The organism is Rhizobium sp. BK060, assembly GCF_014193145.1.
Taxonomy (GTDB): Bacteria; Pseudomonadota; Alphaproteobacteria; order Rhizobiales; family Rhizobiaceae; genus Rhizobium.
The window spans coordinates 11,851-32,009 of sequence record NZ_JACHYW010000039.1; the positions used below are offsets into that span (position 1 = coordinate 11,851).

At 61.7% G+C, this 20,159-nt stretch carries 12 protein-coding genes; 7 read left to right on the forward strand and 5 right to left on the reverse strand.

Translation table 11 applies throughout. The features are described 5' to 3' along the window. The first annotated feature begins 8 nt into the window (after positions 1-8). On the forward strand, positions 9-698 hold the full coding sequence (gene bluB / locus FHT71_RS28675; RefSeq protein WP_132594987.1) for a 5,6-dimethylbenzimidazole synthase: 690 nt from the start codon (positions 9-11) through the stop codon (positions 696-698). Between the two features lie 7 nt (positions 699-705). Here the strand turns inward: bluB and FHT71_RS28680 are convergent, their stop codons facing one another. Continuing rightward, entirely contained in the window at positions 706-1,782 is a 1,077-nt protein-coding gene (locus tag FHT71_RS28680; RefSeq protein WP_132594986.1) for a DUF2865 domain-containing protein, read from the reverse strand. Between the two features lie 131 nt (positions 1,783-1,913). Next, positions 1,914-4,226: an NADP-dependent malic enzyme gene (locus tag FHT71_RS28685; protein ID WP_183722997.1), complete on the reverse strand. Its 2,313-nt coding sequence runs from the start codon at positions 4,224-4,226 to the stop codon at positions 1,914-1,916. A 246-nt stretch (positions 4,227-4,472) separates the two neighbouring features. On the opposite strand from FHT71_RS28685, the gene FHT71_RS28690 reads away from it, so the two are divergent. Together FHT71_RS28690 and FHT71_RS28695 are read left to right on the forward strand one after the other, a co-directional pair. Continuing rightward, a complete protein-coding gene (locus FHT71_RS28690) occupies positions 4,473-5,279 on the forward strand; it encodes a UDP-2,3-diacylglucosamine diphosphatase (RefSeq protein WP_037082749.1) in 807 nt (268 codons plus the stop codon). 160 nt (positions 5,280-5,439) lie between these two features. Then, positions 5,440-6,660, forward strand: coding sequence for an MFS transporter (locus FHT71_RS28695; RefSeq protein ID WP_007792919.1), 1,221 nt, complete (start codon positions 5,440-5,442; stop codon positions 6,658-6,660). On the opposite strand, the gene dgcA is transcribed toward FHT71_RS28695, so the two are convergent. Further along, the gene (gene dgcA, locus FHT71_RS28700; RefSeq protein WP_132594982.1) at positions 6,612-7,595 is read right to left on the reverse strand and encodes an N-acetyl-D-Glu racemase DgcA; all 984 of its coding nucleotides are present in this window, start codon (positions 7,593-7,595) and stop codon (positions 6,612-6,614) included. The genes FHT71_RS28695 and dgcA overlap by 49 nt on opposite strands. Before the next feature lie 99 nt (positions 7,596-7,694). Here dgcA and FHT71_RS28705 point away from each other — a divergent pair, with 99 nt between their 5' ends. From FHT71_RS28705 to FHT71_RS28720, 4 genes are read left to right on the forward strand one after another with little or no spacing between them, the layout of a single operon-like run. Continuing rightward, a complete protein-coding gene (locus FHT71_RS28705; protein WP_183722999.1) occupies positions 7,695-8,864 on the forward strand; it encodes an MlaE family lipid ABC transporter permease subunit in 1,170 nt (389 codons plus the stop codon). A gap of 9 nt (positions 8,865-8,873) precedes the next feature. Next, on the forward strand, positions 8,874-9,719 hold the full coding sequence (locus tag FHT71_RS28710) for an ABC transporter ATP-binding protein (RefSeq protein ID WP_007792927.1): 846 nt from the start codon (positions 8,874-8,876) through the stop codon (positions 9,717-9,719). Between the two features lie 9 nt (positions 9,720-9,728). Next, complete coding sequence (locus FHT71_RS28715; protein ID WP_132594976.1) at positions 9,729-11,099, forward strand: MlaD family protein; 1,371 nt, start codon at positions 9,729-9,731, stop codon at positions 11,097-11,099. 22 nt (positions 11,100-11,121) lie between these two features. Continuing rightward, positions 11,122-11,730: an ABC-type transport auxiliary lipoprotein family protein gene (locus FHT71_RS28720; protein WP_132594974.1), complete on the forward strand. Its 609-nt coding sequence runs from the start codon at positions 11,122-11,124 to the stop codon at positions 11,728-11,730. A 195-nt stretch (positions 11,731-11,925) separates the two neighbouring features. Here FHT71_RS28720 and FHT71_RS28725 read toward each other — a convergent pair. Both FHT71_RS28725 and FHT71_RS28730 read right to left on the reverse strand, forming a co-directional pair. Beyond that, positions 11,926-13,297 (reverse strand): IS1182 family transposase gene (locus tag FHT71_RS28725; RefSeq protein WP_183723001.1). Its coding sequence is split into 2 segments (ribosomal slippage): positions 11,926-12,489 and positions 12,491-13,297, totalling 1,371 coding nucleotides; the frame shifts between segments, so codons are not numbered across the junction. A gap of 94 nt (positions 13,298-13,391) precedes the next feature. Further along, positions 13,392-19,889 carry a hypothetical protein gene (locus tag FHT71_RS28730; RefSeq protein ID WP_183723003.1) on the reverse strand — a complete coding sequence of 2,166 codons (6,498 nt, stop codon included), beginning with the start codon at positions 19,887-19,889 and terminating at the stop codon, positions 13,392-13,394. Positions 19,890-20,159 lie beyond the last annotated feature (270 nt).

Sequence of the window (20,159 nt, forward strand, 5' to 3'; positions counted from 1 at the left end):
GATTGACGATGCGACCAGACCATTCAGGCTCCCTGTCGGGAGCTGCAGCCTTTTCGACCGAGGACCGCGACGCCGTCTACAGGGCGATTTCGACGCGCCGTGACGTGCGTTCGGAGTTTCGCCCGGATCCCATACCCGACGACGTCGTCAGCAGGCTTTTGACGGCTGCGCACCACGCCCCGTCTGTTGGATTCATGCAGCCCTGGAACTTCGTCCTGGTGCGCGATCAGCAGATGAAGGAGGCTGTTTGGCAGGCGTTCGATCGCGCTAATCGCGAGGCCGGCGAGATGTTTCAGGGGGAGCGACAGCAGCTCTACCGGTCGCTGAAGCTGGAGGGCATCCGAGCCGCACCGCTCAGCATTTGCGTCACCTGTGATCCCGATCGCTGCGGTGATGTCGTTCTCGGACGGACCCACAACCGGCGAATGGACTCCTACTCCACAGTCTGCGCCGTGCAGAATTTGTGGCTGGCAGCGCGTGCCGAAGGCGTCGGGGTCGGCTGGGTGAGCATCTTTCACGAGTCCGATATCAAGGGGATTCTCGGCGTTCCGGAGCGGGTGGAGATCGTTGCCTGGCTGTGCCTAGGTTACGTCGATCAGCTCTATGACCAACCGGAACTGGCGGTCAAAGGATGGCGCCAGCGCCTGCCGCTGGAGGAGCTTGTGTTTATGGATCGTTGGGGCAAGTCTGCAGACTAGGCAGCGACTATTGCTGCGGCTGGGGACCTGGCTTTGCCGGGTTCTTGAGGTCGATCGTGCCTTGGTCGCCCGCCAGGAACTGCGGACCGATCTGACGGACCTTGTTTGCCGGGTCGTAAGGCCTGTCCGGCACCTGTGGCAGCGGAACCGCGGGTGCTGCGGTCGGGCTCTTGGTCTCGGGCTTCTTGGTTTCGATCGTGGTGATCGACCCCTGCGGCGGTTCGCTGATCGTTTGGCTTTTTCGCATCCGCTCGTAGTAGGCGTTTAGATCGCAGCTGCAGGACGATCTTTCGCCGGGCTTGCGGTTCTTGTAGGCGAAGGCATTCGGCATGGCGCTGTAGGGCGCGCCTGTCGCCGCGGAGATCATCTGCGATGTCTCCGTGCTGGAGACGTCATGATAGAAGAGCTCGGTGTCGATGCCGGGACACATCTTCGAGCAGGTGTCGGCATCGCGGGCAAAGTCCTGGGATGTTGCGTTCGAGCTCAACGGAAAAAAGCCGCCGTCACAGCTTCGCACGCAGACGGTGTTCAGATGAGAGAGCGGCGACATGCCCGGGAGACCATAGCGGCGCCGGCTGGGATCACGACCCAACGGAATGAACGTGTCGCTTCGCAGCGCCTGATCTTCGATACTCGGTGGCTGCGCATACCCTTCGGCGCTGTCGGCGGGCCATTGTTCCTCGTTGCAGCCATTGTCATCGAGTGCGGCAAGAAGTTCGTTCCTCGTGCGGACATCCTCGCTCTGACCGCGCAGTTCGTCGCGACGCTGCTGGAGATAGCGGATATTGTCGACCATCTTGGATTCTGCGCGCTCGAGTTCCCCGCAGTATCCGTCATCGTCGCCGATCACCACCATGCTGCCGCTCGTGCAGCCGCTCTGGCGCAGATCGCTGCGGACCTTGCGAAGCTCAAGGTTCTGCTCTGCGATAGCGCTGGCGTACTTGCGCACCTCGGACGTGCTGCCGATGATCTGCGGCAGGTCGGCAAGGCGGGCGCGCAGATCGCCACAGATTGCCGGCATCTGGGCGTAGCTCGGGCCGGTCAAAGTAAATGCGGCTATGAGTGACAGAATCCAGCGGTTCAAGGCATCGTCCCATCGATGAGCAAATAGCAGGGTCGTCTGGCGCGGCTTTTTCGCCGCGCCTTCATTGCTAGCTCGTTTGTCTTAACGAGCTGCGGTCAGAATCCTACCGCATTTTCTCGATCTGCGGCAAATCACGCCGGTTGTGAAGCCTCCACGACGGCGAGGGCGGCCATGTTGACTACGCCGCGGGAAGTGACGGACGGCGCCAGGATGTGCGCGGGCAGCGCTGCACCAAGCAAGATCGGCCCGACGTGCAACCCGTCGATCATCGACTTTACGACGCCGAGCGTGATGTTGGCTGCATCGAGGTTCGGGAAAACCAGCAGGTTTGCTTCGTCGTGCAGGGTCGTGTCGGGCATGACGCGCTTGCGCAGGGCGTCGGAGATCGCGCTTTCGCCGTGCATTTCGCCGTCGACTTCGAGATCCGGCGCCGCCTCACGCACGAGCTTGAGAGCGGCACGCATCTTCGTCGCGCTCTCGGACTCACGCGAACCGAAATTCGAATGGGATACGAGGGCAGCTCGCGGCGTGATGCCGAAGCGCTTGATTTCCTCGGCGGCAAGAACCGCGGACTCCGCAATCTCCTCCGCAGTCGGATTAAAGGTGACGTAGGTGTCGGTGAAGAAGGCGGCACCGCGCTGCGAGATCAGCAGGCTGAGCGCCGAGAAGTCGCACACGTCGTGTCGCTTGCCGATGATCTGGCGAACGTCGCGCAGATGTTTCTCGTAGCGGCCCTCCAGCCCACAGATGAGCGCATCTGCCTCACCCCGCTTCAGGGCCAGGGCGCCGATGACAGTCGTGTTGGTACGAACGATGGTACGGGCTGCCTCCGGAATGACGCCGCGACGTCCAACGAGCGAGAAGTAGAGATCGACATATTCGCGGAAGCGTGGATCGTCTTCCGGGTTGATGACATCGAAATCGGCCAGTGGACGAATGCGTAGGCCGTAGCGCTTTAGGCGAGTCTCGATGACTTGCGGGCGACCGATCAGGATCGGTTTGGCAATTCCTTCTTCCAGCAGGACCTGTGCGGCGCGCAACACCCGCTCGTCCTCGCCTTCGGAGAAGATCACGCGCTTGCGCTCGGCATTCTTCGCCGCGGCAAAGATCGGCTTCATGATGAAACCGGAGCGGAAGACGAAACGGTTGAGCTGGTCGAGGTAGGCGTCGAAGTCGCTGATCGGGCGCAGGGCGACACCGCTCTCGGCGGCTGCCTTCGCGACGGCCGGGGCGATGCGCAGGATCAGGCGCGGGTCGAAAGGCGAGGGAATCAGGTAGTTCGGGCCGAAGACCGGCGTTTCACCCGAGTAGGCGCGTGCGGCGACGTCGGAAGGTTCCTCGCGCGCAAGTGCTGCGATGGCGCGCACGGCCGCCATTTTCATTTCTTCGTTGATCGTCACTGCGCCGCAATCGAGCGCGCCGCGGAAAATATAGGGGAAGCAGAGAACGTTGTTCACCTGGTTCGGGAAGTCGGAACGGCCGGTGCAGATCATGGCATCGGGGCGCGCGGCGCGAGCGAGATCGGGCATGATCTCGGGCGTCGGGTTGGCGAGCGCCATGATCAGCGGGTTTTCGGCCATCTGCGCCAGCAGTTCCGACTTCAGCACGCCGGCGGCGGAAAGTCCAAGGAAGACGTCGGCACCGCCGATGTTTTCGGCGAGTGTGCGTGTGTCGCTCTTCTGCGTGTAGACGCTCTTCCATTCGTCCATCAATTCGGTGCGGCCTTCGTAGACGAGGCCCTCGATGTCATGGACCCAGATGTTTTCCCGCTTGGCGCCGAGCGTGACGAGGAGATTGAGGCAGGCAAGGGCGGCAGCACCGGCACCCGAGGCGACGATCTTGACCTCGTCGATCTTCTTGTTCGCCAGTTCCAGACCATTGAGGATGGCGGCGGCAACGATGATGGCGGTGCCATGCTGGTCATCGTGGAAGACCGGGATCTTCATGGTTTCGCGCAGCTGACGCTCGATCTCGAAACATTCCGGTGCCTTGATGTCCTCGAGATTGATGCCGCCGAAGGTCGGCTCGAGCGAGGCGACGGTCGACACCATCTGCTCGACGCTCGATGCATCGACCTCGATGTCGAAGACGTCGATGTTGGCGAACTTCTTGAAGAGGACGGCCTTGCCCTCCATGACCGGCTTCGATGCCAACGGGCCGATATTGCCGAGGCCGAGAACGGCCGTACCGTTGGAAATGACCGCTACGAGATTTGCGCGAGACGTATAGTCGGCGGCCGTCTCGGGATTGTCGCGGATCGCCAGGCAGGGCGCTGCAACGCCCGGAGAATAGGCGAGTGCCAGGTCGCGCTGGTTGCCGAGCGGCTTGATCGCCTGGATTTCGAGCTTGCCCGGACGCGGATAGCGATGGAAGTAGAGCGCCTGCTCGTCGAGACTTCCACCTGCCAGATTTTTTTCCGTCTTGGACTTTTCCTGATGATCCATCATCGCCTCCGGGCTGCCGCATGCTGTCTTTGAACTGCCTTCAATACATCAAACGGGGTGGCGGAACAGTCGGAATTTCCGTTCGAAATGCGAAAACAGCGCAAATCTGCCGCGGCCGCGGCGAGGCTCGATGGAAACCGGGAAAATCAGCCGTAGCGCCGGCATGTCATCTTCCTGAAACACGACTCTGGTTTTGGAAGGGCAGGTGAACAATGGGACATGAGCAGGATGCTTGTGAGGGACAATATGGATACGCGGCACTTCCGTACGCTTTTCATTTCCGATGTGCATCTCGGCTCCAAGGCCGCGAAGGTGGACTTCCTGCTGGATTTTCTCAAGCATCACGAGGCGGATACCATCTTTCTTGTCGGCGATATCGTCGACGGCTGGCGGTTGAAGCGTAGCTGGTACTGGCCGCAGGATTGCAACGATGTGGTCCAGAAGCTACTGCGCAAGGCGCGCAAGGGCACGCGGGTCATCTATATCCCGGGCAATCACGACGAATTCCTTCGCGACTTTCCGGGCACCCATTTCGGCGGCATCGAGGTTGCTGAGCGGATGATGCATGAGGCGGCCGACGGCAAGAAATACCTCGTGTTGCATGGCGACGAGTTCGACGTCGTCGTGCGCAACGCGCGCCTGCTCGCTTATCTCGGCGACTGGGCCTACGACATGGCGATCATGATCAATGTCGGCCTGGCAGCCATCCGCCGCCGGATGGGCATGCCCTATTGGTCGTTTTCCGCATGGGCCAAGCTGCAGGTCAAACACGCAGTCAACTTCATCGGCGAGTTCCAGCGGGTCGTCGCCGAAGAAGCTCGCAAGCACGGTGCCGACGGCGTGATCTGTGGCCATATCCACCACGCGGTGATGGAGGACATGGACGGCATCCGTTACATTAATACCGGCGACTGGGTCGAAAGCTGCACGGCGATTGCCGAGCATCAGGACGGCACGTTTGAATTGATCGAGTGGCGTGCAACGAGCGGCATGCAGCCGATCCCGATGGCGATCGGCCATCACGAAAAGGAAGTCGCGCAGCAGGCCGCCTGAACGCGGCCTTTCGATCCCCAATTCCATGCATCAATTTAGCCCGTTGTGTCTTTGCGACAGGCCTATTTATTTTCTAAAACGTTTCAGATGGGCAATTTCTTGCCATAGTCGCCCTTAGGTTGACGTGATAGGCAACGTTCAGTTTCCTGCAGGTCACCCCATGATTCCCGCTCAAAATCCTCCAGCAAGTGAGGGGGCGCCACCGCGCTTCCGGCTTCTCAGTGCTTTGTCCTACTGTGCGCCTTTGCTCGTCAATGGCGTGGCCTTGCCGTTCTTCCCGATGTGGCTTGCGCTGCACGCGTTCAACGACCATGAGATCGGCGTCATCCTAGCCGTGCCGATGGTCGTGCGTGTCCTCGTCGCTCCGATCGTCGCGATGTATGCCGACCGGATGAATGAGCGGGCGGATGTGCTGTTGTTTTCAGGTTGCCTATCGCTGCTGACGGCGATCGCGCTCTACTGGACGAACACATTCTGGCCGGTGCTGATCGTCTATACGATCCAGGGAGCGACCTTTGCCTGCTACGTCCCGGTCGTCGAATCGATCGTGATTTCGGGCGTCCGGCGCTGGGGTCTGGATTATGGCTCGATGAGGGTCTGGGGCTCGATCGCGTTTATCGTTTCCACCCTGATCGGCGGGGAGCTGATCGGCTATTGGGGTGGCGAGATGGTGCTCCCTGTGATGACGTTCGGCTTCGTCATGACCGTGGTGATGGCGATCTATTGCCCGCGGATAGGCCCGACGCGCCGGCGTGGCACACCCGTCGATATCTCGGCTGCGACAGGAAGTTCGCTGCGACAGCCGCATTTGCTGGCCTTGTTGATCGGCGTCGCGATCCAGCAGTCGAGCCACGCGGTCCTGCAGGCCTTCGCGTCGCTCTACTGGCGCGATCTCGGCTTCTCCGGGACACAGATCGCGGTCCTGTGGAGCGCCGGCGTCGCTGCGGAGGTGACCGTGTTCTTTCTGTCCCGGCGGCTCAGCCGCCGATTCAGCGCCTGGACGCTCATTCGATTTGGGGCGGCGGTCAGCGTCTGTCGCTGGATCCTGTTTCCGATGCATTGGGGATTTTGGGGTTTCTTTCTGCTCCAGTGCATGCATTCCTGCACCTATGCGTTCGTGCACACGGGCGTCCAACGGCGGATCGTGGCCTCCGTGCAAGAGACCCAGGAGTCGTCGGCGCAGGGCGCCTATTTCTTCTACAACGGCATGTTCATGGGGCTGATGACGATTGCTTCCGGCTACGTCTACGCCTTGCTTGGGCTCGCAAGCTATTATGTGATGGCGCTGGTGGCGCTGACCGGGCTAGGCCTTGTCATCGTCGCCTACTATCTTCAGCCCCAAAGCGCGGCATCCGGCGGCCAGACAAGAGAGGCGGCGTAGCGCAGACCGGGTTCACGGTCGCGCGCAAGCAGCAGCGGTCCGTCGAGATCGACGAAATCGACGCCCTGCGCCAGCAGTACAGCCGGCGCCATCGCCAGCGATGTGCCGACCATGCAGCCGACCATGATTTCGAAATCAAGGCGCTGCGCCTCTTTCTTCATTGCCAACGCCTCGGTGAGTCCGCCTGTCTTGTCGAGCTTGATGTTGATCGCGTCATAGCGATCGCGAAGGCTTGCGAGGTCGCCTGTGTGGTGGACACTTTCGTCGGCGCAAACGAGCAGCGGGCGGCGGATTTCGGCGAGGAGCTCATCCTTGCCAGCCGGCAACGGCTGTTCGACGAGGGCGATGCCAGCTTCGGCTGCGACGCGCAGATGATGCTCCAGCGTGTCTTCCGGCCAGCCCTCGTTGGCATCGAGGATGATGGCCACATCGGGTGCGGCAAGACGAACGGCGCGGATACGACTCTCATCGTCGCCGGTGCCCACCTTGACCTTCAGCAAGGCGCGATCGGCGTTTGCACGCGCCTGGTCGGCCATGACATCGGGTTCGCCGAGCGATATCGTGAAGGCTGTCGTCAACGGCTGTGGCGCTGCGAGACGCAGTTCAGCGATGACCGAGTTGCCGGAGCGCTTGGCTTCCAGATCCCAAAGGGCGCAATCGACTGCGTTGCGTGCGGCTCCCGGGGGCATTGCGCGCTGCAGTTCCGGGCGAGTCAAGCCACCTTCGATTAGTGGCCTTACAGCTTCGATCTGAGCGGCGACACTTTCCAGCGTCTCTCCATAGCGGCGATAGGGAACGCACTCGCCCCGACCGACCGCGCCGCCGTCGCGTATGGTGCAGAGGATCACCTCCGCCGATGTCTTGGCGCCGCGCGAGATCGTAAATGTGCCTGATATGGGAAAGGATTCCGTCTGAATTTCAAGTGACCGTGGCATATTTGCAATCCTGCGCGCATGGAAATTTGGTGTGGCTTGGGTATATTGATCCGAAGCGGCGAACCGTTAGTTCGCGAGTCGGCAATGTCGCCGTAAGCCTTGAAAGACACAAGCGTTTTGAAGTCGGAAACCCGTAGCGCTGCCTCTCTGCATGTGGACGATCACGCCCATGGTTCGGGCCAGCACGTTCAGCTCGAGGGAAATTGGCGAAGCGCTAATCTGCACCTCGTTCTGCGCGACTTCGAGAAGCTCACTGCCGGTCGAAGAGGCGAGGTGACCCTCGACCTGTCAGGCGTGACGGATATCGACACGGCAGGTGTCTGGTTGCTCTGCCGCCTGAAGAAGCAGGTAGAGGGTGCCGGCGGCACCGTGCACTTCGAAGGCAGCAACGCGCATATCGACGAAATGATTGCCGAGTTTTCCGAGGAGCCCCCGGAGGCGGAGCAGGAACCTCAGCAAAAGGCAAGCTGGCAGGAAAAGATCTTCGCCCCGATCGGCAAGATCACCTTCGATATCTGGAACAATCTCGCCGCCGCCATGTATATCCTAGGGTCCGCTGTGCGCGGCGCGCAGATGAAATTCGGGCGCGGCAGCGGCGTCTCGCCGGCGTCGATCGTCAACCAGATCGACCATATGGGCGTACGCGCGGTACCGATCATATTGCTGATGTCGTTCCTGATCGGCGCGATCATTGCGCAACAGGGCGCCTTTCAGCTCCGCTATTTCGGCGCCGAAGTCTTCGTCGTCGACCTCGTCGGCATCCTGCAGCTTCGCGAAATCGGCGTGCTTCTGACGGCAATTATGATCGCCGGCCGGTCCGGCAGCGCCATCACCGCCGAGATCGGCTCGATGAAGATGCGCGAGGAGGTCGATGCGCTAAAGGTGATGGGGCTCAATCCTGTTGGGGTGCTCATCTTCCCGCGCCTGGTTGCCCTGACCGTCGCATTGCCGCTGCTGACCGTGCTTGCGAACTTTGCTTCGCTCGCCGGCGCAGCCGTGGTCGCTTGGGCCTACTCCGGCATCACCTTCGCGAATTTCATCGCACGCCTGCATGAAGCGATCACGCTATCGACGGTCTTGTCCGGGATGATCAAGGCGCCATTCATGGCGCTGGTTATTGGTATCGTTGCGGCGGTTGAAGGCTTAAAGGTAGGCGGCAGTGCTGAGTCGCTTGGCCAGCACGTGACCGCGTCGGTGGTGAAGGCGATTTTCGTCGTTATCCTCATGGACGGGCTTTTTGCCATGTTCTATGCGGCCATCAATTTCTAAGGATCGTACGTGGACGGACAGCAGACAGAGACCAGAAACGATCAAGGACGGGATGTCGTGCTGTCTGCGCGCGGCGTGACCGTAGGTTTCGGCTCGAAGGTCGTTCTCGATAATCTGAACCTCGATATCTATCGCGGCGAAATCCTCGGTTTTGTCGGCGCGTCGGGAACCGGCAAGTCGGTCCTGATGCGGACAGTGCTTCGGTTGCTGCCGCGCCGCTCGGGTAACATCAAGATCCTCGGTCAGGACTTCGATGAACTGGACGAGCCGCAGCGCAATGCGCTCGACATGCGGCTCGGTGTGCTCTTCCAGCAAGGCGCGCTATTCTCCTCGCTCACCGTGAAGGAGAATATCCAGGTGCCGATGCGTGAGTATCTGGACCTGCCCCAATCACTGATGGACGAACTGGCTCAACTCAAGATCCGGCTGGTCGGGCTCGCGGCGGATGCCGCCGACAAATACCCGTCGGAGCTTTCGGGCGGCATGATCAAGCGCGCGGCGCTGGCGCGCGCCCTGGCGCTCGACCCGGAACTGGTGTTCCTCGACGAGCCGACCTCGGGCCTCGATCCGATCGGGGCAGCGGAGTTCGATGAGCTCATCGCGAGGCTTAGGGACACGCTCGGTCTGACCGTCTACATGGTTACCCACGACCTCGACAGCCTCTTCTCCGTCTGCGACCGCATTGCCGTGCTTGGCAAGAAGCGGGTATTGGTCGAGGGAACGATCGACGACATGCTGACCTTCGATGATCCGTGGGTTCAGGCTTATTTCAAGGGCAAGCGGGCGCGTTCGATCGTGCCCCAGAACGGCCATGCCGGCGACGACAGCCTGGCGCAAGATAGCCGCGGGAAGTGAGCGGATACGATGGAAACAAAAGCGAACTACACGATTGTCGGCTTTTTCACGGTGCTCGTTATCGCGGCAGCGTTCGGCTTCGTCTACTGGATGGCCGAATATGGGCGTGGCGGGCCCATGGCTGAGCTGATCGTCCGCATTCCGGGCTCCGCGAACGGCTTGAGCGTCGGCTCGCCTGTGCGGTTTAACGGTATTCAGGTGGGTTCGGTCAAATCGCTGTCGATTGATGCTGACGATCCGAGCTTCTCGCTGGCGTTCACGGAGGTGCGGGTCGATGCACCGATCTATCCGTCGACGAAAGCGATCCTTGAAATCCAGGGCTTGACGGGTGCGGCCTATATCGAACTGTCGGGCGGCAAGATCGGCGAAAAGAATATTCTTCAGCAGTCGCTCGACACCGGCAAGCGAGCGGTGATCGTCGCGGATCAATCGAGTGTCACGAACCTTCTGGCGACGGCGGACAAGATTCTCGACCGCGCCAACGATGCCATCGGGCAGGTTCAGGGGTTTGTGAAGGACGCGCGTGGGCCGCTGACGAAGACATTGCAGAACGCCGAGACGTTCTCCGACGCGTTAGCAAAGAACTCCGGCAACATTGATTCATTCCTACAAAGTGTCGGGCAACTGTCCGATACGGTTCGCAAGGTCTCGGGTCGTGTCGACTCGACGCTGGAGGCGGTCGAAGCCCTCGTGAAGGCCGTCGATGCGAAGAAGATCGATACCATTCTCAGCAATGCCGAGAAGGTCAGCCGCGACGTCGCCGATGCGTCGGGCGACTTCAAGGGGGCGATCCAGAGGTTCGAGGAAACAGCGACGACCTACAATGACCTCGGCAAGAAGGCGCAGGCGACGCTCGATCGGGTGGACACACTGGTAGCACAAATCGACCCGGCGAAGGTCAAGGGATCCGTCGACGACATCTCGCAGGCGACGAAAGATGCACGCGCTGCCGTCGCATCGATCAAGGATGTCGCGAACACCGTTTCGGCTCGGCAAAAGGACATTGATCAGACGATCCAGGACGTTTCGCAGATGGCGAACAAGCTGAACTCGGCGTCCACCCGCGTCGACGGTATTCTGATCAAGCTGGATGCACTGCTCGGGACAGATAATACGCAGTCGCTTTTTGCGCAGGCGCGTGACACGCTTACCTCGTTCAAGAAGGTTGCCGACAACCTCAACTCGCGGATTGGCCCGATTGCCGACAATCTGCAGAAATTTTCCAGCGGTGGGCTGCGCGACATGCAGTCGCTCATCAACGACACGCGCTCCACCGTGCAGAACCTTAGTAATGCGATCAGCGATTTCGACCGCAATCCGCAGCGGCTGATCTTCGGCGGGGATACTGTAAAGCAATATGACGGCCGGACGCGGCGTTAACAGGGATATTAGGGGAGCGCATATGGCCGTATCGGATGTGTTGCAGCGCCGTTCGTGGATATCGATAGCCGCGATCGCGTTGCCGCTATTGGCAGGCCTTGCGGGCTGCGGGACGGCTGCGAAGAACGACACTTACGATCTCTCAGCGTCGGCGACCGGCAGTGGACCGGCGGCAAAGGGCCGGCAGATCCTGGTGCAGCAACCGACCGCGCTGAAGGCGATCGACAGCGAGCAGATTGTCATTCGGGTGGCTCCGTCGCAAATACAGTACCTTTCTAAGGCGCAATGGGGCGACAAGCTGCCGCGCATGGTTCAGGCGAAGCTGGTCGAGGCCTATGAGAACTCCGGCAAGCTCGGCGGCGTCGGCGTCCCCGGCCAGGGGCTTGCGATCGATTATCAGCTCGTGACAGATATCCGCTCCTTCGAGATCGACACGACCGGCGGCAGCCGCGCGGTGGTGGAGATTTCAGCCAAGATCCTGAACGACCGCAACGGTTCTGTGAGAGCTCAGAAGGTGTTCAGACAAGAGGTGTCTGCCGGTGGATCGAACGATGGTCTTGTGAAGGGCCTCGATCGCGCGTTCGCAGGCGTATCGGCTGAGATCGTCAACTGGACGCTGCAGTCGATCTGATTGTCCATGTCGGGGTTGGCGTGGCGCTTCAATGGGATGCCACCACCATAAACAATGCCCTGAAACGAAAATGGCCGCCTTTTGGCGGCCATCAGACCGCTGACAAACCCGTCGATTTTTCGGCGGGTTTTGTTTTTCGGATAGGATTTTTCTGGCTGCAGGATTTCTGGCGGAGGAAAGTCGGGTCGTTCCGGCTTACGCGGTGGCCGGTTTTGGCGCTTTTGTCAGGGCCATTGCGATCTTCTTGATGTTTTGGGCGGCCGCGGCCAACAGGCACTGGCATGCGACGCGGGTGAGACTTCGGAAGCGGGCATAGCGGTGGCCATGAAGCTGCTTGGCATCGGCAAACGAGCGTTCGACCGTCTCCTTGCGACGCTTATAGATGGCCTTGCCCCAAGACGTCCGGCGGTGGGCGTCGGTGCGCTCGCGGGCGTCTTGCCAGACATGGCGAGTGATGGTGCGTGTCGCCGTGGCGTTATTGGTGCAGGAGGCCAGCAACGGACAATCGCCGCAGATGGCAGGATTCGAACGATAGTGCCGATAGCCGTTGCGGTCGGTGGTGGCATAGGTCAGCAGTTGGCCTTCGGGGCAGCGATAGCCGTCTGTCTCGGGCTCATAGTCGAACTTCGACTTGCGCATCATGCCGGGCTTGGGCGGGGTCGGATTGCGGTAGCCGGTGACGCCGAGGATGGTGCGGTCCTCGAGACCCTTGGCGATGCCGGATGTGGCATAGCCGGCATCCAGCCCGACAGCACCGACCCTCGAAGCCGAAGCGCTGACGCTGGCGGTCCAGCCGGTCGAGATAGACGATACTGTCATGCACATTGGCGGGCGTGACATGGGTATCGGTGATGATCGCAAGCTTGCCATCCACCGTGCGGTGATCGAGGTAGAAGAAGCCCTTCGGCTTGCCGTCGCGCACCATGTAGCCGCTATCGGGATCGGTGCGCGACACCTTGGTTTCCTTCACCTGCGGCTCGCGCTGCTTGTCCTTCAAGGGCTTCTGGCCGTGCAGTGCTCGCTCCGCCTCGATCGCCCGGTCGAGGTCGGCCCAGTAATCGGAGCGCGACTTTTCGATCATCGCAAGATCATATTTGCCCTTGTTGGCATTCGCCTTCAGATGCGTTGAATCCGTGTAAAGCACCGTGCCATCCACCAAGCCATGACGGATCGCCTGCTCAACGATATGATCAAAGATGTCCTGGGCGACCGAGGTGTCGTTGAAGCGCCGGCGGCGGTTCTGCGACAGCGTCGAGGCGTCAAACACACCATCCGTCAGCTTCATCTGCAGAAACCAGCGATAGGCGACGTTGACCTCGATCTCGCGCACCAGCTGACGCTCCGAGCGGATGCCGAACAGGTAGCCAATGAACAAAGCCTTGAACATCAAGGTCGGATCGAGCGGCGGCCGGCCGTTGTCGGCGCAATAAAGCCCGGCAACGCGGTCATGGATGAAGGAAAAGTCGATCACCGCATCGATCTTGCGAAGCAGATGATCCTTCGGCACCAGGCTGTCGAGCGTCACCATCTCAAGAGCCGTCTGGGTGGGGGCAGGTTTCTTCAACATGTCCCACAGAATCATAAAACCCCCAGCTACGCCAGGGGTTTGTCAGCAGTCTGAGGCCGCCTTTTGGCGGCCATTTCTTTTTTGCCTAGGCGTCTTAGCTCAATCGTCCCGCGGCATGAGCAAGCATCGTGTAGACCTTGCCCGTGTCGGAGGTCAGATAGGACTGCGTGATCGTCTTGTCGCGGTCGCCGCGAGAGACATCGGCAAGCAGCTTTTCGAAATCGGCGATGTAGCGATCGACAGCGGTGCGGAACTCCGGCTCGCGATCGTACTTGCGCTTGATCTCGTCGAAGGTCTGCTGGCCCTTGAGCGTGTAGAGGCGGCGCGTAAATACGTCCCGCTCGCCGCGCTGATAGCGACGCCACAGGTCGACCGACGCATCGTGATCGATCGCGCGAGCGATATCCACCGAAAGCGAGTTTAAGGACTCGACTACATGGCGCGGGTTGCGGCTATCGGCGGTGCGGGCCGGTGCTGCCGCGGCAGCCTCAGCGCGGGGTGCCGGTTGCCGGGCCGGAGCTTCTTCGGCAGCCTCTTCGCGCGATGCGCCGCGCAGGAGGTCGCTGATCCAGCCGCCGGTTGCCGGCGAGGCTGGAGCCGGGGCCGCAACGGGCGCCCGCTGCTGCGGCGTCGCGGCCGCGGGTGTCGGAGGCGTTAGCGAGCCGCGCAGGCCGAAGTTTTCGATCGGCGTGGGCGTTACGGCCGGTGCCGAGGCGGGTGCTGCCGGAGGGGTGGGCTGGGGTACCTGCTGGGTAGTGGCCGGCTGGGCCGGACGTGGCGCGGGTTGAGGCTGAGGAATGGCCCGCGGCGCAGGCTCGGAGATTTCGAGCTGCTGTGTCGAACGGCCAACGATGTGCGAGATATCCTGCAGGGCCTTGATCTGCTCGGCGACGGCGCGACGCATGGCAGCGGCGCTCTCCTTGGCTTCCTCGGGAAGGTCGAATGCACCGCGCTTCAGCTCGCTGCGGGTCATATCGAGTTCCTTGCGGATGTCGCCGGCCGAGCGGCGGATCTCCTCGGTCGCACCGGAGAAGCGCGATACCGCCTCCTCGACTGCCTCGCGAAGCGACTCGCGCATGGTCTGGGCGGCGCCGTCGGATGCGCGACCTGCCTCGCCCAGCATACGCTCCACGTCCGACAGAGACGCTGTCAGGCCACCGCGCAAGCGGTTGGAGAGCTCGCCGGATCGACGCTCCGCATTGCCGAATGCACCGTCGATTGTCGCGTTGGCCTCTTCTCCGGCCTTGACGAGCGCGGCGCGCATGGTCGCGGCCGCTTCCTCTGCACGCTTTTCGGTTTCGGAAAGAACCCGGCCGATGTCGGAGAACGAGGACTGCACGCTTTCGCGCAGCGTACCGCTGACCTGGTTGGAGCGCTGCTCGGCGCGGTCGAAGGCGGATTCGACCATGCCTCCCAGCGAACGCATGGTCTTTTCAATCTCCTCCGAGCGCTGGACGAGGCCAACGGAAAGGTTCTGCAGTGCGGTTTCGCGATCCTCAAGCGTCGAGACAAGGTTCGATTGAGCCGCTGCGAGCAGACCGGATGCCTGGCTGAGCACCTTTGAATGCTCGTCGAACCGCCCGATGATGCCGCCGACCTGGGCGAGCGTCTGGCCGGAAATATCGGACAGGCGATCGACCTTGCCTTCGAGCAGGCGGGTCGAGGCGGAAACCATTTCGGCGGCCTTGGATGCGGACTCGGTGAAGCGCGACGTCGTATCGCCGAGGCGACCATCGACCGCCGCCAGATCTTCGGCCGCACGGCTCATCATCTGGCCCATAGCGGAGCTGTTGTCCGACAGGCGTTCGATCAGCTTGTTGACGTTGGCAAGCAGGCTGTTCTCCATCGCGTCGACGGCCGACGATGCGCTCTCTGTGCGTGCGGCGATCGCGCTGATCAGAGCCTCGTTCTCACTGCGCAGGCGTTCGGTGCTACGCTCGGTCGCCGCCGTGATGCGCGCGGCGGCGTCCTTGCCAGCCTCGGCATAACGGTCGATCAGCGGCCGTGCCGTTTCGTCGAGAATGCGCGACAGCTCTGTCGAGCGGCCGGCAAGCATCGAATTGAGTTCGCGGGTCCGGTCGTCGAGCGTCGTGCGGATTGCACTGCCGCGCGCTTCGAGCGCTTTTTCGACATCGGTCAGCGTCGAGTCGATTTCGCGTGTGCGGTCCTCGATGCTTGAACGGATGGCATTGCCGCGAGCTTCCAGAGCACGTTCGACCTCTGCCATGGTCGAGGTGATTTCCTGGCTTGCATCGGAAATCGTCGTGCGGATGCCTGCGCCATGACTTTCGAAGGTCGCCTGGGCGTCGCCGAGGGCGCGGGAAATGGCGCCAACCTGACCGCTGACCAGGGTTTCCGCCTCCGCGACCTTGTTGATAATTGCGTTGCCTGCCTCCGAGAAGGTTTGAGCGACGGCCGCTGCCTGGCCGGCGAGGCGGTTCTGTGCCTCGGAAACGCGACCGACGATCTGTTCGGACCGCTCTTCGATTGCACGGCTGAACTCGTTGCTCTTGGCCTCAAGGCCTTCGGCAAACTGCTGTCCGGTACGCCCGAGGTTTTCGGCGGCGCGGGTCGCTTCGTCGTCCATGCCCTGCGTTGTCTCGGCGACGGCGCTGCGCAGCGAAGCGGCGAGGCCGGCAGCCTTGCCTTCAATCGTGCGATTGACGGCATCGAGACCAACGGTCAGAGCGCGGTCCATCGTCGACAGGCGCTCCTCGATGCGGGCGCTGCCACGCTCCATTGCCTCGCCGATACTCGCTGTGCGGGTGTCAATGCCCGAAGTCAGATTGGCCGTGCGGCCATCGATCGTCTCCGCAAACTTTGCGGCGCTGTCGTCGAGCGCTGCCGCGATGCGGCCCGTAGCCTCTTCGCCGAGCGTCCCAAGGCGCGAAATACCGTCGGACAAAGTGTTGGAGAGGCGGCCGCCAGCGGCGTCGACCTGCTCGGCTACGCCGCCGACGCCGTCACGAATGCGGTTTTCGAGGGCGGCAAGGCCGGCCTCGACACGCGACCCGGTTTCCGCAAAGCGACCGGTCATGCCTTCGATTGACTGGTCGAGCTGTGAGGAGAAGGTTTCTGCCGAGCGTGAGATCTCGCCTGCAGCCTCCTTGAAGCGGCCGGCAATATGGCCGGTGCTGTCACGTAGGCGGTCTTCGAGAGCGCGGCCGCTGTTGTCGATCGTCTGGCGAAGCGAGACCTCGTGGTCTTCCAGCGACATTTCCAACATGCCGACGCTGGTGGCGATCGACGCTCCGATTGTTGTCGCCTGGTCGGAAAGCGTGTCACTGATACGGGCGTGAGCGTCGCTGAGCGCGAGATTGATCGCCTGTTCGCGATCGGTCAGCGTCGAACGGATGCGTTCGTGAGCCGCGTCCAGACCACTTTCGATGCGTGTGGCCGCATTGCCGGTCAGCGCTTCGAAGCGATCGTGTGCCGCGGCAAGGCCGCCTTCGATGCGGGATGCTGCATCGCCGTGCAATGTCTCCAGTCGCTGATGCGCGTTGCTCAGGTTGGATTCGATGCGGGCAGCGGCGTTGCCGGTCAGCTGCTCGATGCGGTCTCCACCGCTCGAGAGCGTGCCAGCAAGCGTCGATGCGTGGTCACTCAGCGAACGCTCGAGGCGTTCCTGGCTCTCTGTGTAGGCGCTGCGAATTGCGTCCGACTTGTCGACGAGGGCCCCGGCAACGCGCGATTCGGCTCCGGCCACCGTGTCGAGCAACGCGTTGGTGCGCGCTTCCAGCGCGTCGTCAAAGCGGCTCTGGCTTTCGCTGAAGGAGATAGCAAGCGCCATCGCCTTCTCGTCGAGAGTGTCCGAAAGACGGTCCTGAACCGTGGCAATCGAATTCGCGATGGTATCGACGCGGCGGGCAAGCGCATCTTCGATGCGGCTATGGCCTTCGTTCAGGGATACGGCGAGCGCCATGACGCGGTCGTCGAGCGCCTCGGTGATCCGGTCATGTCCGCCGGCAAGCGAGTTGCTGATCGTTTCTGCGTGGTGGCCGAGCGTGTCTTCGAGACGGGCCTGGCTGTCGTTGAGGGAAATGGCAAGTGCCATGGCCCGATCGTCGAGAGCCTCTGTCAGCTTCTCGTGGCCGCCGGCGATCTGGTTCGCGATCGTCTCGGCATGATGGCCAAGGGTATCGGCAAGCCGCGTTTGGCCTTCATTGAGCGAAATGGCGAGCGCTACCGTCTTGTCGTCAAGCACTTCGCTGAGCTTTTCGTGGCTGCCGGCGAGCTGGTTTGCGACTGCGTCGACATGAAGGCCAAGGGTATCGGCAAGGCGGATCTGCCCCTCATTGAGGGAAATGGCGAGTGCCATTGCCTTGTCATCAAGAGTGTCGGCAAGCTTCTCGTGGCCGCTGGCGATCGAGGCGGCAATCGCTTCGGCACGCTTGGCAATCGTATCCTCGAAGCGGTTCTGGCTCTCATCGAGCGAAATGGCCAGCGTCATCGCCTTGTCGTCGAGCGTGTCGGCAAGCCGCTCATGGCTGCCGGAGACGGCGCTGATGATTGCTTCCGAGCGGCTTGCAAGCGTGCTCTCGAAACGGTCCTGGTTGTCGGCGAGGGCAGCAGTCAGCGCACCGCCGCGATCGGCCATCACGCCGTCGATCCGCTCATGCGCGGAGTCGAGCGCCTGCGTGATGTCGGCTGCTCGCCTGGAGATCATCGTATTCAGTTCGTCGGCACGGCCAAAGGCCGAGGTGATCTGCTCGGTTCCCGCGGAGACCGCAGAGCTTAGATCGGAGGTCGTAGACAGCAACGTGTCGCGGAACTCCGTCGCGCGCGCGGCGAGATTGTTGTGGAGTTCCGACGTGCCCGAGGCGAGCGCCAGCGAGATCTCGGAAGTGGCATGGCTGAGCGCCGACGTCATACCCGTCGTTTGCGTATGGATGGCCTCGGTGACTTCGGAAACCTTGCCCGCCAGCGAGCTTTCCATAACTTCCTGGCTGGTGGCGAGGGCGGTGGCCAGTGCGAAGGACTGGTCGGTGAGCGACGCGCCAAGGCGCTCGATGCTCGAACTCAGGATGCCGTTCAGCGAGTCTGAACCGCCCGTCATCGTGTCGTTGATACGGTTGAGGCTCTCCATGAGCTTGGTGTCGAGCGAGCCGGCGCGCTTGTCGAAGGCATTGGCGAATTCCGCGACGCGCTCATCGAACGAGGTCGAGAGCTGCGCGACGGTTGCCTGCAGCCTCTCGTCAAAAAAGCCGGAGCGCAGATCGAGGTCCATGATGGTGTCGTCGACGCTCGACTGCAGGCTCTGGCGGAAGCTAGAGCCCTTCTCGTCGAGCGCGCTGTTGAGCTTGGAGAGAACGTCGTCCAGCGTGGTACTGATCGTGCGTTCGCCGCCGGTCAGGCTCTCGTTGATCTCGCGGGTGCGGGCGATCAGGATCTCGTTCAGCTGGCGGGCGCGGTCGTTCAGCGCGGCGTTGAGCTTCTCGGCGTTGCTGTCCATCGTCGACGCACGCGTCTCGAACTGCCGAAGGATCTGATCTCCGTGTTCGCTGAGGCTCGACGTGAGTGAATCCAGCCGCGTATCGAATTCGTTGGTGAGCGCGAATCCTGAGGACGTCAGCGTTTGCAGCAGCGAATCCGTCTTTGCAGCAAGAAGCGTGCTGAGCGACTGGATCGCCGACTCCGACTTTTCGGTGATGGTGGCCGCGCGCGTGTCGATCATCGAGGCGAAAGCTTCGCCCGAGGTTGCCAGGCGTACAGCGATTTCTTCCGTCGCTAGCGACAAGTCTTCCTTGAGCTGGTCGTGCACGCCGGCGATCGACGTGCGGATACGCTCGGCGTGATTGACGATCGCTTCTCGCTCCGAGCCAAGCTCGTGCACGAGGCCGCGCACGCGCAATTCATTGTCTGCGTAGCTGCGCTCGAGCGCGTTGACCTCGGAGTGGACCAGGGTCTCAAGCTCCGAAGCGCGCGCGATCGTACGCTCGATGCCTTCGTTCATCGCAGAGACTTCGCGGCGAACGGCCTGGCCGACGGTCATGATGCGTTCGGAAGCGACAGTCTCCGGTTCAGAGAGGCGAAGTGCCACCTCGGCCATGGAGCGTGCTGCGTTGCGCATGTCCTGGGCACGGGCCATCATGACGGCGAAGGCATAAAACAGCAGCACCGGCACGATGATGCCGATGAAGCCGGCGATGACGCCCGGAAGCGCCAGAAGATCGGCCAGGGAGCGGATCTGCCAGATCTGGGGCGAATAGAGCAGGGCCATCAGGCCAAGCCCTGCGACGATCCAGAGAAGCGACACGATGGTTGCGTTGCGGATAGCTGATCGGCTGGATCCGTTCTCCAACGACTTCAGCAGCGAAGCTGGAGATATGCGGTTGGCGTCATTGGCGGCGAAGGACGGCGCACGGGACGGCTGCTCGGGCTGGCGAGGCGTGTTGGCAGGGCGCGCGCGCTTGGTTTCCTTGGAGGTTTGTTCACTGCGGGCACTTGGTGTTTCGGACAATTTGGCCTCCGGGGCGTCGGTCTTGCCGTTGCGAGACAGCGTATCGTCTTCTCCGAAGTCGATCTGGAGCGCTTCGTCCAATGCCTTGAACGCCTTGTCCTCGATCGACTCGTTGTACTTGTTGTTCGCCATTTACGTTACGCCTCGTTACATCCCAGCCGGTTCAACAACGCATCCGGGCTTCCCGCCGAGCCCGAACAAAACCTTAGCCTCTGAGCTCGCCCGCCCACATTGCCGAGGACGGATAAGCATATCATTTCAGAGTGGATAGCTGCTTTTTCATACAGACGGTATCAAAACATTACCATTATCCACTTGACGAGCAAAGGCAGGTGCCACAGAGCTCGCCCAGTAGTATCGTAGTGACACATCCGGGACTGCTAGACAATTAACGCAACCGGT

Coding starts and splice junctions, on each gene's coding strand:
- bluB (WP_132594987.1), top strand. CDS start 9: ATGCGACCAGACCATTCAGGCTCCCTGTCGGGAGCTGCAGCCTTTTCG.
- FHT71_RS28715 (WP_132594976.1), top strand. CDS start 9,729: ATGGAAACAAAAGCGAACTACACGATTGTCGGCTTTTTCACGGTGCTC.
- FHT71_RS28690 (WP_037082749.1), top strand. CDS start 4,473: ATGGATACGCGGCACTTCCGTACGCTTTTCATTTCCGATGTGCATCTC.
- FHT71_RS28685 (WP_183722997.1), bottom strand. CDS start 4,226: ATGGATCATCAGGAAAAGTCCAAGACGGAAAAAAATCTGGCAGGTGGA.
- FHT71_RS28720 (WP_132594974.1), top strand. CDS start 11,122: ATGGCCGTATCGGATGTGTTGCAGCGCCGTTCGTGGATATCGATAGCC.
- FHT71_RS28730 (WP_183723003.1), bottom strand. CDS start 19,889: ATGGCGAACAACAAGTACAACGAGTCGATCGAGGACAAGGCGTTCAAG.
- dgcA (WP_132594982.1), bottom strand. CDS start 7,595: ATGCCACGGTCACTTGAAATTCAGACGGAATCCTTTCCCATATCAGGC.
- FHT71_RS28695 (WP_007792919.1), top strand. CDS start 5,440: ATGATTCCCGCTCAAAATCCTCCAGCAAGTGAGGGGGCGCCACCGCGC.